Annotated in this window: 20 protein-coding genes; 12 read left to right on the forward strand and 8 right to left on the reverse strand. The window is 54.6% G+C overall.

Translation table 11 applies throughout. The features are described from left to right. Positions 1-98: 98 nt before the first annotated feature. Together METAL_RS04590 and METAL_RS04595 are read left to right on the forward strand one after the other, a co-directional pair. A complete protein-coding gene (locus METAL_RS04590; RefSeq protein ID WP_005370061.1) occupies positions 99-515 on the forward strand; it encodes a hypothetical protein in 417 nt (138 codons plus the stop codon). 198 nt (positions 516-713) lie between these two features. Beyond that, on the forward strand, positions 714-1,406 hold the full coding sequence (locus METAL_RS04595) for a DUF3313 domain-containing protein (RefSeq protein WP_005370062.1): 693 nt from the start codon (positions 714-716) through the stop codon (positions 1,404-1,406). A gap of 98 nt (positions 1,407-1,504) precedes the next feature. Here the strand turns inward: METAL_RS04595 and METAL_RS04600 are convergent, their stop codons facing one another. The 4 genes from METAL_RS04600 to METAL_RS04615 form a co-directional block, all read right to left on the reverse strand. Continuing rightward, positions 1,505-1,807, reverse strand: coding sequence for a hypothetical protein (locus tag METAL_RS04600; protein WP_005370067.1), 303 nt, complete (start codon positions 1,805-1,807; stop codon positions 1,505-1,507). 147 nt (positions 1,808-1,954) lie between these two features. Continuing rightward, complete coding sequence (locus METAL_RS04605) at positions 1,955-2,554, reverse strand: MBL fold metallo-hydrolase (protein ID WP_005370075.1); 600 nt, start codon at positions 2,552-2,554, stop codon at positions 1,955-1,957. 33 nt (positions 2,555-2,587) lie between these two features. Next, positions 2,588-2,782, reverse strand: coding sequence for a DUF1289 domain-containing protein (locus METAL_RS04610; protein WP_031431008.1), 195 nt, complete (start codon positions 2,780-2,782; stop codon positions 2,588-2,590). A 29-nt stretch (positions 2,783-2,811) separates the two neighbouring features. After that, positions 2,812-3,606, reverse strand: a complete 795-nt coding sequence (locus METAL_RS04615) for a cytochrome C assembly family protein (RefSeq protein WP_005370078.1) — start codon at positions 3,604-3,606, stop codon at positions 2,812-2,814. 201 nt (positions 3,607-3,807) lie between these two features. On the opposite strand from METAL_RS04615, the gene ffh reads away from it, so the two are divergent. The 9 genes from ffh to METAL_RS04660 all read left to right on the forward strand — a co-directional run bounded on the left by ffh (position 3,808) and on the right by METAL_RS04660 (position 10,645). Further along, positions 3,808-5,166, forward strand: a complete 1,359-nt coding sequence (gene ffh, locus METAL_RS04620; protein WP_005370079.1) for a signal recognition particle protein — start codon at positions 3,808-3,810, stop codon at positions 5,164-5,166. Between the two features lie 531 nt (positions 5,167-5,697). Continuing rightward, positions 5,698-5,949, forward strand: coding sequence for a 30S ribosomal protein S16 (gene rpsP / locus METAL_RS04625; RefSeq protein ID WP_005370081.1), 252 nt, complete (start codon positions 5,698-5,700; stop codon positions 5,947-5,949). Positions 5,950-5,955: 6 nt separating this feature from the next. Beyond that, positions 5,956-6,468 carry a ribosome maturation factor RimM gene (rimM, locus tag METAL_RS04630; RefSeq protein ID WP_005370083.1) on the forward strand — a complete coding sequence of 171 codons (513 nt, stop codon included), beginning with the start codon at positions 5,956-5,958 and terminating at the stop codon, positions 6,466-6,468. Between the two features lie 9 nt (positions 6,469-6,477). Further along, the gene (trmD, locus tag METAL_RS04635; RefSeq protein WP_005370085.1) at positions 6,478-7,221 is read left to right on the forward strand and encodes a tRNA (guanosine(37)-N1)-methyltransferase TrmD; all 744 of its coding nucleotides are present in this window, start codon (positions 6,478-6,480) and stop codon (positions 7,219-7,221) included. A gap of 8 nt (positions 7,222-7,229) precedes the next feature. Further along, the gene (rplS, locus tag METAL_RS04640; RefSeq protein ID WP_005370087.1) at positions 7,230-7,574 is read left to right on the forward strand and encodes a 50S ribosomal protein L19; all 345 of its coding nucleotides are present in this window, start codon (positions 7,230-7,232) and stop codon (positions 7,572-7,574) included. 281 nt (positions 7,575-7,855) lie between these two features. Beyond that, the gene (locus tag METAL_RS04645) at positions 7,856-8,131 is read left to right on the forward strand and encodes a hypothetical protein (RefSeq protein WP_005370089.1); all 276 of its coding nucleotides are present in this window, start codon (positions 7,856-7,858) and stop codon (positions 8,129-8,131) included. Positions 8,132-8,169: 38 nt separating this feature from the next. Next, positions 8,170-8,757 (forward strand): ankyrin repeat domain-containing protein, encoded by a 588-nt coding sequence (locus METAL_RS04650; RefSeq protein ID WP_005370090.1) that lies wholly within the window; start codon positions 8,170-8,172, stop codon positions 8,755-8,757. Positions 8,758-9,174: 417 nt separating this feature from the next. Continuing rightward, a complete protein-coding gene (locus METAL_RS04655; protein ID WP_005370091.1) occupies positions 9,175-10,113 on the forward strand; it encodes a DUF5655 domain-containing protein in 939 nt (312 codons plus the stop codon). Between the two features lie 325 nt (positions 10,114-10,438). Next, positions 10,439-10,645, forward strand: a complete 207-nt coding sequence (locus METAL_RS04660) for a sugar phosphate nucleotidyltransferase (protein ID WP_040578288.1) — start codon at positions 10,439-10,441, stop codon at positions 10,643-10,645. Between the two features lie 11 nt (positions 10,646-10,656). Here the strand turns inward: METAL_RS04660 and tnpC are convergent, their stop codons facing one another. The 3 genes from tnpC to tnpA form a co-directional block, all read right to left on the reverse strand. Beyond that, positions 10,657-12,291: an IS66 family transposase gene (gene tnpC / locus METAL_RS04665; protein WP_005368386.1), complete on the reverse strand. Its 1,635-nt coding sequence runs from the start codon at positions 12,289-12,291 to the stop codon at positions 10,657-10,659. A gap of 74 nt (positions 12,292-12,365) precedes the next feature. Continuing rightward, positions 12,366-12,716 (reverse strand): IS66 family insertion sequence element accessory protein TnpB, encoded by a 351-nt coding sequence (tnpB, locus tag METAL_RS04670; RefSeq protein ID WP_005368390.1) that lies wholly within the window; start codon positions 12,714-12,716, stop codon positions 12,366-12,368. Continuing rightward, on the reverse strand, positions 12,704-12,991 hold the full coding sequence (tnpA, locus tag METAL_RS04675; protein WP_005368392.1) for an IS66 family insertion sequence element accessory protein TnpA: 288 nt from the start codon (positions 12,989-12,991) through the stop codon (positions 12,704-12,706). Before tnpA ends, tnpB begins: the two co-directional genes overlap by 13 nt. Between tnpA and METAL_RS04680 the strand changes: the two genes are divergently transcribed. After that, positions 12,990-14,132, forward strand: a complete 1,143-nt coding sequence (locus METAL_RS04680; protein WP_245549467.1) for a sugar phosphate nucleotidyltransferase — start codon at positions 12,990-12,992, stop codon at positions 14,130-14,132. The genes tnpA and METAL_RS04680 overlap by 2 nt on opposite strands. 18 nt (positions 14,133-14,150) lie before the next feature. Here the strand turns inward: METAL_RS04680 and METAL_RS04685 are convergent, their stop codons facing one another. Continuing rightward, positions 14,151-15,968 (reverse strand): hypothetical protein, encoded by a 1,818-nt coding sequence (locus METAL_RS04685; protein ID WP_005370092.1) that lies wholly within the window; start codon positions 15,966-15,968, stop codon positions 14,151-14,153. Between the last annotated feature and the right edge of the window lie 8 nt (positions 15,969-15,976).

Genomic DNA, 15,976 nt, shown 5'->3' on the forward strand with positions numbered 1-15,976 from the left:
TCGTTAAGGAAGCATTCAGTTAAATCATGGATAATGCAACCAACGAAAATTTTAACCGTTATTTTTTAAATAGTTGATACATCATGGAGAACGATTTTATGAAAAAGTCATTGTTATTCATTTCCCTGGCTGTGTCGGCCATGATGTTGCCGGGTGCAGCATTCGCGGATCGGTGGGGCCATCATCACGGACATGGTTACGGCTGGGGACATCGCCCCCATTATCATGGCCATTACTATCCTGCCCCGGTCGTGAATCATTATTATCCGCAGCCGGTGGTAAGCTACATGGCCCCTCCGCCGGCCGTGGTTTATCCTGTGCCGGCAGCTGTCCCTGTTCCTGTCCCTGCTCCGGTGCCTTACTATTCCGGCGGCGGCCGTCCTTCCACAAACGGCTTGGCGGGCGGTGTGATCGGCGGCGTGATGGGTTACCAGTTGGGTAGGGGCGACCCGCTGGCGGCCGGTATCGGTGCCGCGGCCGGTTCATTTTTGGGTAACGGAATCGGCGGCTACTAACTCACTTACGCTTGACTCGTCTACAACGGGTCCTTTTTTCAAGTTTCTCAAGCAGTCATCAAGACCTTTTGCCGGCCCGGCCGGCAGGTCTTGAGTTTTTCCTTCCGCATTCCGGTCCGCGGGCCGCATAGTCAAACGGGTGAATTGCATTACACTTAAACCGTGTCGTTTATTTTTTAACCGGTTTAAAGTGGTGCCATGGTCCTTTTTCTCCGTATTGCAATTTTTCTCTCTGTTTTCTCGGCCGTGGGCTGCGCCAGGACGTATCAGGCCCGTTACGTCGAGACCAGCAACTTTCTGAACGATTATTCGATTTTGGAGGAGGATCGGGACGACGATGCGTTGCTGAGCTATTGGAAGGAAGGCGCCGACTGGTCGCATTACAAAAAAATCATCGTCGATCCGGTCCTGATTCGGAAGACCCTGGATTCCGGATTGAACGACCGCCCCCAGATCGAAAGCAGCCGCCTGAAAGAATTGCTGGAATACCGGGTGCGTGAAGCCTTGAAGAAGGATTTTAAATTGGTTACCCGTCCGGGGCCGGATACGATCCGGGTCCAGTTGGCGATTACCGATGCCGAGACTTCGACCTTGTTCTTGGACCAGCTCACGACCTTGTATCCTTCGGCGCGCGTGTCGTCGCTGCTGAAGCGGCTGGCGTTCGGCACCGAATCGTTCGTTGGCCAGGCCAGCATCGAGAGAAAAGTGACCGATTCGACGACCGGGGAGTTGTTGATGGCCTCGGCCGATTGCCGGGCTGGAGGAAAAACGCTGGTTGGTTCGTTCAACGATTGGGATGATGTCGAACAGGCTTATGTGTATTGGGCTCAACAGTTGAGCTACCAGCTTTGCCAAAAGGCCGGGAATCCCGAGTGCCGGGAGCCGGAGTAGCACGATAATAGGCGGGAGGGGAGAAGCTTTAGTTGTGCCCGCCCCGTCCAAAGCTTCCCGAAGCGCGTCGAATTTCCCTTGCCGGTAAAATTTTTCGATTATTCCGTATCGAGATCGCTCAGGAACATATCCTGAATCAGATTCCTCTCGCCGCGGGTCAGTTTGAAACGCGCATATTGGGTGCCCGGCGGCAAAGTTTCATGCTCTTGCTTCGTGTTGGGCAGCGGTTTTCTGCGGTCCTTCAGGCGCCTTTCCGCTTTGCGCCGGTTGAGTTTGGCGAATGCCGATTCGCTTTCCTGTCTTTCGGCGGCGGTGAATCGACTGGGCGAGCTGCGGCGGTCACTGTTCGGACGCGTATCGGTCGCGCGCCGGACATGTTTTCGTAAGTTAATGATATTCATTGTAATAGTAACCTCTATCGTTGACGGCGGAATGGAGATCCAAAATGCTACGATTCCCGTTTCTCCATACCATCAAAATATATAACAAGATCCGCCTTTCCTCTACCTTATAGTCTGTAAGTTTTTGTATTCTAATATTTCTTGATTTCAGAGCGAAGCGGCCAGTCGCCGCAGCGCGTCGCCGCCGTTGTTGAACAGCGGCCAGCCGTCCCCGGGTAAAACGGTTTTGATGTCGGGCAGGGCGGCCAGGCGTTTGACCGAGGCGACCGCCTGGCTTTTATCCTGCAGTTTGTCGTCCGGCAGCAGGCACAATTCTCCGCCGACATGGCAGCGGATCAGGTCGCCGGTGATTAGGGTCTCGTCTTCGAGCAGCAGCGCCAATTCGCCGGGCGTTTTCGAACCGGCCAGGCCGTACACGGTCAACCCGGGCACGATTTCTTCATTTCCGTCGAGCCAGACGTCGCAGGAAAACGGAATCAGATCCTTGTCCCCGGCCGGTCCGTAGAGCTTGGCGCCGTATTCCTGGGCCATCAGCCAGCCGGCGCGGACGTGATCGAAATTAGTGATCACCACAAACTTGGCACCGCCCAGGGCCTGCAAGTGTTTGCGGTCGTGCGCGGACAACGGCAGCGGGTCGATCGCAACATTGCCTTGGGGGTGAACCCACAGCACACTGTGGAAGTCCAGGTTGCGTTCTTCATTGAAAACCGACCAGCCGAATAAATCTTTACGATGTAATTGTTTCATGGTTGCGCTTCCGGAAGGTGGGAGGGTAAAAAATCATTGTTCGCTTCTGTCGTGCTGCAGGCGCCGCTTTTCGGTTTGAGCCAGAACGGCCAGGCGCGCGGCCTCGGTCATTTGCGTCCAGCCGGTGATTTCGTCGAGGGTGCGAAAGCAGCCCAGGCAGAGGTTGTTCCGGTCGAGACAACAGCATCTGACACAGGGGGAAGCCGGCGGTTCCTGGGAAAAATTCATCGGGTTTCGCTGTAAGAAAGGGTGCGGCATCAGCGGTGCAGAATCAATTCCAAAACCAGCTTGCTGCCGAAATAGGCGAGCAGCAGCGATAGAAAACCGCACAGGGTCAACTTGATCGCGGTCCGTCCGCGCCAGCCGTAGCGGATGCGTCCGAGGATCAGTCCGGAAAAGATGATCCAGGCCAGAATCGACAGCACCGTCTTGTGTGCGAGATGCTGCGCGAACAGATCTTTTATAAAGATAAAACCGCTGATCAGCGAGATCGTCAAAAAGAACAGGCCAACGCTGAGCATCTGGAACAGCAGCGCTTCCATCGTCTGCAGCGGGGGCAGGGATTGAATGAAACGTTTCGGCGGATGGCTATGCAATTGCCGATCCTGAATCGCCAGCAATATTGCCTGCAGCGCGGCGATGTTCAGCAGGCTGTACGCGACGATCGAAGTCAGGACGTGCGTGCTCATTTGCCAGTTATGGATGTGCAGCGGATGGGGCTTTTCGGTCGAAACCAAATCCAGCCCGAGCATCAGGGCGGCGATAGGGAACAGGATCACGCCGAGTTTTTCGACCGGTTTGTTCAATGCCGCAGTCAACAGCAGCAGGGATACGATCATCGAAACCAGCGAGGCGGTGCTGAAAAAACTGAAATTAAATCCCTGGTATTGCTGGAAATTGGCCCCGATATACGCAAAGTGCGCGGCGGCGCCGATCCAGCCGGGCGACAGCGGCGCTTTTTCGCTTCTGTGCTTATGGAAATGGCGGGCGATCAACAGCGCATTGCAGACATATGCGCCGATGGATAGAAGAGCAAGCTGAAGTGTGGTCATTCAACGGTTTCGCGGCTGAAAATGGGTCCGATTCGAATCGATTAGGCGGTTTTGAAAGCGTTGGCGTCCGCCTCGGCTTCTGGAAAATCGGTGAAGATTACAGGACTGCTCAAGGTATGGTAGTATAGCCTGTTAATGTGTCCTGATCCTAGCCCATTATGTGCGGGGGCCAGTTTTCCCAGTTACCAGTAAGTTTACGCCATGTTTGATAATTTAACCGACCGATTAAGCGATACTCTCAAAAAACTGAAAGGCCAGGGCCGCCTGACCGAGGACAACATCAAGGATACCCTGCGCGAAGTACGTATGGCCTTGCTGGAAGCCGATGTCGCCTTGCCTGTGGTGACCGATTTTATCGAACGCGTCAAAACCGGCGCCCTGGGCCAGACCGTGCAAAGCAGCCTGACGCCGGGCCAGTCGATGATCAAACTGGTGCAGTCCGAACTGGTCAAGGTGATGGGCGAGCGCAACGAGGCGCTGAACCTGCGCACCAACCCGCCCGCGATCGTGCTGATGGCGGGCTTGCAGGGTGCCGGTAAGACCACCACCGTCGCCAAACTGGGCCGCTGGCTGAAAACGAACCAGAAGAAAAAGGTCGGCGTGGTGAGTGCCGACGTTTATCGTCCGGCCGCAATCAAGCAGTTGGAAACGCTGGCGCAGGATTTGGAACTCATGTTTTTCCCGAGCGATCCGAGCCAAAAACCGGTCGATATCGCCAACGCCGCGATCGACGCCGCGAAGCGCAAGTTTCTGGATGTGCTGATTATCGATACCGCGGGCCGCCTGCACATCGATGACGAGATGATGGCCGAAATCAAGGAACTGCATGCGGCGGCCAAGCCGATCGAAACCTTGTTCGTGGTCGACAGCATGACCGGTCAGGACGCAGCCAATACCGCCAAGGCGTTCAACGAGGCGCTGCCATTGACCGGCGTGATTTTAACCAAAGCCGACGGCGACGCGCGCGGCGGTGCGGCATTGTCGATCCGACATATTACCGGCAAGCCGATCAAATTCATCGGTGTCGGCGAAAAGGCAGAGGCGCTCGAACCTTTCCATCCCGACCGGGTCGCTTCGCGGATTCTCGGCATGGGCGACATGCTCAGTCTGATCGAGGAGATCGAACAGAAAGTCGACAAGGAAAAAGCGCAGAAGCTGGTCCGCAAGATTCAAAAGGGCAAGAGTTTCGACCTGGAAGACTTCCGCCAGCAACTGATCGAAATGCAGAACATGGGCGGCGTCGGCACGATGCTGGACAAACTGCCGGGCATGAGCAGCGTACCGCGGGAAGTCCGGGAGAAGGTCAACGACAAGGAACTGGCTCGCCAGATCGCGGTGATCAATTCGATGACCCCGCAGGAGCGCCGCTTCCCCGACCTGATCAAAGGCAACCGCAAAAAACGGATCGCGGACGGCTGCGGCCAGGATCTGAACGCGGTGAACCGGATGCTGAAGCAGTTCATGATGATGGAAAAGATGATGAAGAAACTGAAAGCCGGCGGCAACATGGCGAACATGATCCGCGGCATCAAGAGCAACGTACGCGGACTGCGGCGCTGAGCTTTGTGCTTGAAAGCCCTTTCCCTTTGCGGGAAAGGGCAGGGTGAGGACGATCAAAAGCCGCTGACGGCGGCAGTATTGATTTTAAGAAATTTCCGAATAATTCCTCTCCTTCCGGATAATGCCGTTAATTTAAGAAATAAAGATACTGTAGGGTGGATAAGCGTAGCGTATCCACCACGCTAATGCCGGATGCGTGAGCTACGCTTATCCGGCCTGCGGTTTTCTTGACTTAACGGCATTGCCCTTGGATGAGAGCGTTTCCCGGACTTTCAGAGTTTTCTTAAATCCCTTCCCTCAAGCCCTCTCGCAGGATAAATAGTCAGGTTAGAAGGCATGTCGGCTACTCTGAAGGGCATAAAGAGCGTACTGGATGATCTGCCTATAACCGGCGCCGTCGATCCCTATTCGACATTTCACCCAAGATCCACAAACCGAATTTTGAGCCTATTCCGCACTTTACATATCGCTAAAATCGCGTAGAATAGGCGGATTAATTTTTTTGAATTAAATGTTTCGAGGAAAACTTTAATGGTTACCATTCGCCTTACCAGAACCGGCGCGAAAAATCGTCCTTTTTATCATGTCATCGTCGCCGACAGCAGAAGCGGCCGCGACGGTCGCTACATCGAGCGCGTCGGCTTCTTCAATCCTCTGGCGCGCGGCAACGAAGTCAGATTGCGCCTGGACAGCGAGCGTGTCGAATACTGGAAATCGCACGGCGCGCAACCTTCCGATCGCGTTGCAAGACTGATTAAAGACGCTGCGAAAGCGTCGGCCTAATCCGGGTTGATCAAGGAACGCGATAACACCGTCTGTGTCGGCAAAATCTCCGGCGTTTTCGGTGTCAAAGGCTGGCTGAAGATTTTTTCCTATACCAGCCCGAAGGAAAACATCCTGAGTTACTCGCCTTGGTTATTGGTAAAAAAGGGCGAGATGAAGACGGTCGAGATCACTGACGGCCATCTGCAGGGTAGCGGCGTGATTGCCCATATCAAGGGCGTGAGCGATCGCAGTCAGGCGGAAACCCTGCTCGGCTACGAGATTTTTATCCGCCGAGAGCAACTGCCCAAGACGTCCGAAGGCGAGTATTACTGGTCCGATTTGATCGGGCTGGAAGTGGTGACGACCGAAGGCGTGGTATTGGGCATCGTCGACAGCCTGCTCGAAACCGGCGCGAACGACGTACTAATCGTGAAAGGCGAGCGCGAGCGTGCGGTGCCGTTCATTCAGGGACGGACAATCGTGAAGGTCGACACCGATGCCGGTCGGATCGTGGCCGATTGGGATCCCGAGTTTTAAATCGGCGGCATGCGTTTCGATGTCGTCTCGATTTTCCCGGAAATGGTGGCCGGCGCCGCACACTACGGGGTTACCGGCAGGGCGATCGAGCGGCGGCTCGTCAGCCTGAACCTGTGGAATCCCAGGGATTATACCGAAGACCGCCACCGGACCGTCGACGACCGGCCCTACGGCGGCGGACCGGGCATGGTGATGAAATATCCGCCCCTGCACGATGCGGTGGCGGCGGCGAAAGCGGCGGGCTCAGGCCCCGCCAAAGTGGTCTACTTAAGTCCTCAAGGCAGGTTATTGACCCAGGAAATGTTGGCCGAGGCCAGCCGACTCAGTCAATTGATTCTTGTCGCAGGGCGTTATGAAGGCGTCGACGAGCGCTTCGTCGAACTCGATTGCGACGAGGAATGGTCGCTGGGCGACTACGTAATCAGCGGCGGCGAACTGGCTGCCTTGATCGTGATCGACGGGGTAACGCGGCTGTTGCCCGGCGTGCTCGGCGACGAAGCCTCCGCGGAGCAGGATTCGCACCGGAACGGCTTGTTGGATTGCCCGCACTATACCCGGCCCGAGCATCTGGACGGCCATCCGGTGCCGAAGGTGTTGCTGGGCGGCAATCATGCCGAAATCGAGCGCTGGCGAATGAAACAGGCGCTCGGCAGAACATGGCTAAGACGCCCGGACTTACTGGAAAAAATGCATCTGAGCCCGGATCAGCAAGCCCTGCTGAATGAATTTAAAATTGAACTTGATGTTTATTAGGTGTGGTAATGAGCAATATTATTGAAGCATTGGAAAAAGAACAATTGAAGCAGATCCCGGAATTCTCGACCGGCGATACCGTGGTCGTGCAAGTCCGCGTGAAAGAAGGCGAGCGTGAAAGAATCCAGGCGTTCGAAGGCGTCGTGATCGCAAAGCGCAACCGCGGCCTGAACTCTGCTTTCACCGTCAGAAAAATCTCGCACGGCACCGGCGTCGAGCGCGTTTTCCAGACGCACAGCCCGCTGATCAGCGAAATCCAGGTCAAGCGCCGCGGCGACGTGCGCAGGGCGAAGCTGTACTACCTGCGTGATCTGACCGGTAAGGCGGCGAGAATCAAGGAAAAACTCTCCTAAGATTTTCTCGGAAAATAAAAAAGGCGACTTCGAGTCGCCTTTTTTATGCGCGGCAATGCAGGCGGATTTTAGTTTTGGCGATTCGTCGGCTTAGGGAAGATGTTCGGAAAATTGTTATGAAGAGTATTGTGTTTTATTGAGGATATGATAATTTTCGGCACCTGCATGAATCTGGAGTAGTTTTAAATTTTTACAAAAGTTTAGGCCTCCTAAATGACATAAAATATTGCGTCATTTAGGATGTGTAATTAATGTTAGAAGCATAAAGAAGGAACATTATAATGAATCAGAAGAAAGTATTCGGAGTACTTCTCACCGACGAGGCATGGGCAGAGTTAGGTGCGGCTTTAAAGCCTTATTCGAGCGAGGGCAGCATCGGCCGTTATATCTATTGCGAAGAAGTGCAGCTCGGTGGCCAATACTTCGTAATGGTCGCTTCTTGCACTAATTCAGATGGCTCTTCGTTCAAAGCCGAAATTGGTATTCATCACCATCACGTAAAGATGTATATCTCTGCTAATGAAAGGTCACAAATCGGATTTGTTCAGTTCGGCTGAGCTTTGCGTCTGATCTCGTAAGAATTTGGAGTAGTGATTTGTTTGAACGCTTCACCGACCCCATTACTGTAGTGAGTCTTGCTCAACAAGGAAACATCGAGAAGCTTCAGAAGCTCATTCGTGGTGGGTGCCGAATCGACCGAAGAACAACTTATGATCCTTGGATGACTCCATTGGATGCATCAGCCGCTGCTGGAAATACCGTGTGTACCGAGTTTTTGCTTAGTGTCGGCGCGCCGTTGTGGGGTTCGTCTATCTTTGAGGCAATTCAAGTCGATTCGCGGCCTATTCTTGAGGTGTTCCACAAACACGATGCAGTGTTTTTTCGGAATTTTTACCGTGACAAAGAATTCTCCCAAAATCCACGTTTGAACCGTTGGCTGCTTCACTTCACCGCACTCGATTACGCGCTCTCGATAGGCGCAAATGCGTGTTCTGAATTCCTTACCGAAATAGGTGCTCAGAAAAAAGACAAATTCACTAAGTGCCGGAGAGGGCACTATGCACCCTTAATTAAAGATGAGTCATTCGTGTCATTTGGAGGCATGAATTTAGATGGCCTTTGTGAAGTCACCGAAGGCTATTATTGTGCTAAGTGTGAGACGTTTATCCGGGGTAGCATGTGAGAATAGTTCTAACATGGTACTTAAAGGGACGCTCCGCTACGCTGCGCGCCCCTTAGTTTCACGTTAGCCAACACGAAAGGGGTACGCCATGAGCAAATGTAGTCTGGTAGGTCGGGCAACAGCTTCATCGTTGCCCGACGTTAGACTGGTACACAGCAGAAAGCTCTTGTAGGGCGGATTCGCCGCCAGGCAATCCGCCGTCGCTTTGAAGCCTGTTGGCGTTTTGCTATCGCGAAAACGTCCTACAGCTCTTTTGCTGATGACCTGGATCGCGAATATGCAGACTTCAAGAAAGTATTTAGGGTTGATGAATGGGGTGAGGAAAATGCCTAACAGATCGCTGCCCCGGACTTCGCTTTGTTTAGCAGGCTATTTTTGTTGTTAGAATTTTGAGAAAGAGCAGGAGCACATTTCATAATGCCACTATTTGAGATATCTGGGGAAAATCTTGTTCCTGTGGAGCAAACGAATTTTGCTCTGGAGAAGGAATTACAGACCCTTATTGAGCGAAATCTTGCGACGGTGTTTAACTGCCGTTTTGTCGCCTCAGAGTTTTCGACGGGTGCATTACATGCCGGGCGAATAGACAGCCTGGCGTTGTCCGAGGACAACAATCCCGTAATCATTGAATACAAGAAAGTTGAATCTTCCGAGCTTATAAACCAGAGTCTTTTCTACCTGCACTGGATTCAGGACCACAAGGGCGATTTCGAAATAGCCGTTCAGCGGGCGCTCGGAAATGGCGTTGAAGTAGACTGGTCAGATGTCCGAGTTATTTGTATCGCCCCAAATTATAAAAAGTACGATCTGCATGCGGTTCAAGTAATGGGAGCGAATATCGAGTTATGGAAGTACCGTCTTTTCAAGAATGGTTCGATCTACCTTGAGGAGGTGTTCCAAGCAACTAAGGTGACCCTCTCGCCATCTTCTGTTGATGGAGGAAAGAATCCGGTTATGGTGGAGGCTGGGAAAAAGGCTGCGCAAGTGCGTGCTACCGCTACTTATGAATTTGAAGAACATCTTGAGGGAAAGCCCGCGCACATACAGTCTCTCATGCACGGCATTCGTGAGTATATCGTTGGACTCGATCCTGCTATTGAGGAAGTGCCGAAAAAGTTCTATGTCGCATACAAGATTTCTCAGAATATTGTGTGCATGGAGCCGCAAAGCAGAAATATAAAGTTATTTGTAAAACTAAGCGCGAATGACGTTGAGGCACCGCCTAAATTCTATCGTGACGTGACAGAAATCGGGCATTACGGTACAGGCGATACTGAGTTCACTATTTCATCGGAGCGAGACTTTGAATTAGTTAAGCCGTTTATTGAATCAGCGTACAACAAGGTTGGGGGGTGACGATTCTAACACGGCGCTCCACTCGACCGCTCACCGCTGAGTGGTTCGCGTCGGGTGAGCTCGGTGCTGTCCAACACCGGATGCCCGCTGTCGGCTATTCGGAAAATCCGCATCAGGCCGCGATACCGTAAAACAGTTTCCAGAGCAGTTCTTCGACACGGCGCGCGACGAGCTCGGTTATCGAGACTGCGACGTTCAAGAACTTTTTGTCCGCTGACAGCGTATTTCCGGGGTGAACTCGAAAAACGGCAAGGCATCCAATGGGGGAAGAGTCATAAACGGAAAATGAAGCGTTCTGTTCGTTACAGGCGCAGGAGAGATTTGCATGGAATATCCCGATAAAATACTCGCCATCGTGCTTGCGGGCGGCGAAGGCTCAAGGCTCTATCCTCTCACTGCGCATCGCTCGAAGCCGGCGGTTCCGTTTGGAGGGAAATATCGGCTGGTGGATTTCGTGATCAGCAATTTGATCAATTCGGGGGTGGGATCGATTTATGGTAAGCGGCCAGCGGAACCACATAGCCAGGACTAAAACGTTATGATTTAATCCGCGAAGCGAAGAGGCAGAAGCTCGTCGATGCGACTGTTGGGCCAAGTTGGGAGCTTTTCCAGGGTTTCTTTTAGCCATACCGCTGGATCGAACCCGTTGAGCTTGGCGGTGCCGAGCAAGGTTTGAATGATGGCGGCACGCTGGCCGGCGCGTTCGGAGCCTACGAACAACCAGTTTTTTTTGCCCAATGCAATCGGACGAATGCTGTTTTCGATCGGGTTATTGTCGATCGGCAGATCACCAGTCTCGGCGTAGCGCGTGAGCGCAGCCCATCGCTTCAAACTGTAGTCGATCGCTTTGGCGGTGGCACTGCCGGGCGCGGTGCGCAAACGGGTTTGCTGAAGCCAGTCGTGGAAGGCTGCCAAGGTCGGCAGCGTTTTTTCGACACGCAGGGCTTGGCGCCCATCGGGCGTTAGGTCACTCCCTTCGGCTTCAATCGCATACAGCACCGCGATGCGGTTCAAGGCTTCGTGCGCGATCGGGCTCTGGCTGGCCTGGAACAAGTCGAAGAATTTCCGCCGTGCATGCGCCCAACAGGCGAGCTCGATGCACGGTTCAAGCAGGCGTTGATCCTCGGGATGCGCGCGGGCGGCCGCAAACAGGGCTTTGTAGCCGGCATAGTCGTCGACGACGAGGTGGCCTTGCCAGTCTTGCAGAAACTGCTGCGCATGCCGGCCGCTGCGGCCGGCTTGATAGTCGAAGACGAGGATCTTCGGTCCCGGCTGCAAGTCGTTGCTGCGATACGCCCACAAATAGGCCTTTTTCGTTTTGCCGTTGCCGGGATCCAATTGCGGCACCGGCGTCTCATCCGCATGCAGGCAATCGCGTTGCAAGAGGTGCCAGGCCAGACGGTCTGCCAAAGGCTCTAAGGCGACGCCGAGGCGTCCGACCCAGTCGGCCAGGGTGGAGCGGGACAAGGTTACGCCGTCGCGGGCAGCGATCTGTTCCAACCGGTACAGCGGCAGGTGATCCAGAAATTTACTGATCATCACCCAACTCAACAAACCGACCGCCGCCATGCCGCCATCGATCACCGCCGGCGGAATCGGCGCCGCGGTCACGGTTTCACAGCGCCGGCAGGCATATTGCGGGCGGATGTGCCGATGCACGAAGAACTTGGCCGGCTCGACGTCCAGTTGCTCGGTCACATCCTCGCCGATCTTGACCAAGTCCCGGCCGCAGTGCCCGCAGGTGCAGGACTCGGGTTCATGCCGGTGCTCGACGCGGGGCAAGTGAGCGGGCAACAGCTGACGACCGGCACGCAGGCGTTTCGGACGAGCCACCGTTGCACAAGGGCTGTCATCCTGCAGTTGCTCGACTTCGGCTTCAATCGCCGAAATATCCGTGTTCCAGGTTTCCTCGAAGACATCCCGCTGCAGCGGAGCCAAGGCTTCGCTCTTGGTACTGAAACGGATGCGCTTGTAATAGGCCAACTCGTGCGTCAGCGCGGCGATTTTGACCTCTTTGGCTTGCAGGCTGGCGTCCTTCGTTTGCAGGAGTTGCTGCTGATTCGCAATGGTTTGAGCATCCTGCGCCGCTTGCTCGACAAGCGTCTGAAGCATTGCCGCGACTTGGGCTTTAGCGGCCGGTTCCAGGTTGAGTTGATCGAGTTCAGCGAGCAAATTCATGGGGGATATTATACCGCACTCATCCCCTGAAAGCCTTGATATGACTGATGTTCAAGAGGATTTTATCGTTAACATCAGACTCGCCATTCCGCCGAGGGTTGAGCCGATAACCGTTGCCAATCGACACCGGCGGCCAACCACTGCCACTGGGCCGGACTGATCGCAAACACCGGATCAGAGGCCTGGGGCCAGACAAAACTGCCTCGATGCAAGCGCCGCTGACAGAGCCACACGCCATTGCCGTCCCACAGCAACAGGCGCAAGCGGTTGCCGGCACGGTTGCGGAAGATGAAGGCCGACCCAGCACACGGCGAATGACCCAGGCTCTGCTGCACGATCGTGGTTAAGCCATCCAGGCCGCGCCGCATGTCGACCGGCGCCACCGCCAGCCAAATCTGTGCCGGGCTCGCGATCAGGCCAGGCATCGCAACAGCTCCGCGAGCCAACTCGCCGGCATCGAAGCCGGCAGTTCCAGGCGATGGCCCTGAGCATGGGTAAAGACAATGACCTCAGTGACAGCCGGTTGAATCTGCACCGGTATCAAGGCCGTCGAATCCTGCTTGGGTAATTTGCGATAATCGCTCAGCCGTGCTGTGAACGTACGGACATTGAGTTGCTGTGCTGCGCAATACGCGGCTTGCGACAAACCACTGCGTTGCCACGCTTCGATATGCTGACGCCATTTCGCTGTGATGGCCATGCTAAAACTCCTGATCAAAAAAATCACAGGATGCCGCAGACGAAAACTATTTTATAGGTGGCTCGGATGGACGCTTACGATTTATGTGGTGGTGCAGTACAAGTCCCAATCCCTGATCGAGCATTTGCACAAGACCTGGGAACCTTCCCGGGTAGCGACCGGCGAATTCGTGATGGAAGTGCCGCCGCAAAGACAGCTCGGCGACGACTGGTTTCAGGGAACCGCCAATGCGGTTTATCAAAATCTGTCCCTTATCGACCGGCATCAACCCAAGTTGGTGGCCGTCTTCGGCGCCGACCATGTGTATCGGATGGATGTGCGCCAGATGATGGAGTTCCACTGCGCCAACAAGGCGGATGTCACGGTGGCGGCGCGATCGGTGCCCTTGGCCGAAGCCGTCTCTTTCGGCGTACTGGAAACGGATGACGCGGGGCGAATCAGCGCTTTCCGCGAAAAGCCCGCGAAGCCAAAGCCCATGCCCGGCGATTCCGAAAGGGCTTACGTGTCGATGGGCAATTACCTTTTCGATGTGGAAAAGCTGCGCGGCATCGTCGAAGCGGCTCATCAACGCGGCGAAACCGATTTCGGCAGCGAAATCCTGCCCCGTCTGATGAGGACGCATCGTCTGTTTGCCTACGATTTCGCCGCCAATCAGGTGCCGGGCATCAAACCTTACGAAGAAACCGCCTATTGGCGCGACGTAGGTACGCTCCAATCCTACTGGCAGGCCCATCAGGATCTTCTCGGGGAACGGCCTTGTTTCGATCTGTTCAATCCTCAATGGCCTATCCGCTCGTCCCGTTATGACGGACCCGGCGTAAAAATCACCAGCCGATATGTTGAAGACAGTTTGGTCTGTTCCGCCGGCTGGCTAAACAAGGCATTGATTTGCCGCAGCATTGTGGGACGGGAAGTGGTGCTGGAGGAAGGCGCGCAACTGGACGAGTGCATCATCCTGGATTACGTGAAGATCGGCAAAGGCAGCCGGCTGCGCCGGGTCATCGTCGACAAGCAGAATATCATCGAAGCGGGCACCGTACTCGGATTCGATCGCGAAAAAGACGCCCGGCAGTATTTCGTGGATGCGTCGGGGATCACCGTCGTGCCGCGCGGGAATCGGATGATTTCCCTGGCCTATTGAGCGCGGCCTGCCGGCGGGCTATCCGTTTCCGTATAAATACTGTTTCGCGCTGGCGAAGGCGCTCATGACGAACAGGGAAGTCGCCACTTCGCTGCCGACGATGATTCGGCAAGGGTGCCGCAAGCGCGTCCATTCGTAAGGTTGGAAAAGGTGGCCTTTTGCGCCTTCTCCCAGCGCATCCGACATCGTCTTCAAACCCGTGGCGATCAGGCCGTCATCCCGCGGTTCATGACGCAGCAGCGCCAATGCAGCCACCGCGATGGCGGCGTCGAACGCATTCAGGGTATAGCCGATCAGCTCGGATTTGCAGTAATCGAGCGCGATCCGGCGAATTTTTTCGACTTGTCCTTCGGGATTCAGGCTATTTTTTTCGGCATCGCCGAGCGTCAAGTAGGCTTCGTAGAAGCGGCCGATGTAATAAACGTAGATCTCCGGCAGATAATACTGAAAAACGGATTCATGCCTGAAGTTGCCGCTCGCAACCGTTCGGTAATGAAAATCGAGCAAGCGCCGCACGGTCTTCAGATTGTCCCCTTCGAGGGACCGCCACTGCTTCCGGTTGACCAGCATGGCCTCCAGAATATCCATGTTATGGCCGGGGCAGATTTCGTTCCCTGCCGGTTCCCGAACGATACGGCCGTCGGATTTCCGGAACCGTTTGTCGAACCAGATCGGAATCGCGCCCTGATAGTCCAGCGGACGGGTCATGCGGATCGTCGGCGGATTCGAAGTGTAACCGCTGCCGATCTGGTATTCGGTGATGATCTCCACCCAGGGATGCGCCAAAAAATTCCGGCATTCCCTGAGCAGTTTCACGTCGGCGGCAAGGTGTTTTTCCTCCACAAGATCCAGCCACTTTTTCGCGATGGAGAGCGTGAAAAAGGTCGTATCGGTATCGGGGGCATAATTGCCGAAGCCCAGATCCTTTTTGATTGCTCGATTCTTTTGGTTCAGCTTGAATAGGCATTCCGCCCTTTCGTCCTCAGGAAAGCAGGTTGTCGCGGGATGCCGGATGCCGTTATTGGGGGTTACCAGCCATTCCTGGCTGGTGACGACGCAAAAGTGGAGCAGGTTTTCCAGGATTTGCACGATTGGCTGCAACTCATCGGGCGTTAGCCGGTTTTTTGCGACCCGCGTCAGCAGTAGTTCGAAAAAATTGACATCGTAGAAGGCGGTACGATGGATAAACCAGTGCGAACGCTGAAACAGCTTTTCCGCAATGCCTCGATAAGGTTTGCGGACGACCTTCAATTTTACGGGGTTGCAATGAATGAAGCAGCGGATCAAGGCGAACAACAAAACGGCATTCCGGTATTCGAAAGCGCCGACGCCGCGGAGAATATTCAGGAAGTTTTCGCCGTTCATTTGATCGTCGCCGGACAAAACGACCTGCGCCGCAACCGGGAAATAGGGATTTTCGTGATGCGAGTTCCACGTTTGCAGGATATCCTGCAGGCAGCGTTCGATGACGGTATCCAACGCTTCCGGCTTGGGATTGGTCTGGATCAAGGGTGTTTTTTCCCGCCGGCGAAAATGCGGCGGATCGATCCGGTCGAGCAGTTCGGCAATCGGCTTGAATGTGCGGTCGATCCAGCCGGCATCCCGCCACTCGTCGTAACCGGCGCGCATTGCGGCGCGGATGACTGCCTGATAGGCGGGAACCGCCTGCATCGGAATTTCCGGATGGCGGCAGCCTTTAAGGATCAGGTATTTCAATAACCCGTTACCCGCGACTTTTCGATAAAGCCGCTTCAGATTACGGCCCGGTTCTGCGTAGGGCTGTTCTTTTAAAATAGGCGTGTCGCAGATGTCATAAATATTGGCGTATCGGGCCATCCATTTCC

It is taken from the genome of Methylomicrobium album BG8 (assembly GCF_000214275.2).
Lineage (GTDB): Bacteria > Pseudomonadota > Gammaproteobacteria > Methylococcales > Methylomonadaceae > Methylomicrobium > Methylomicrobium agile.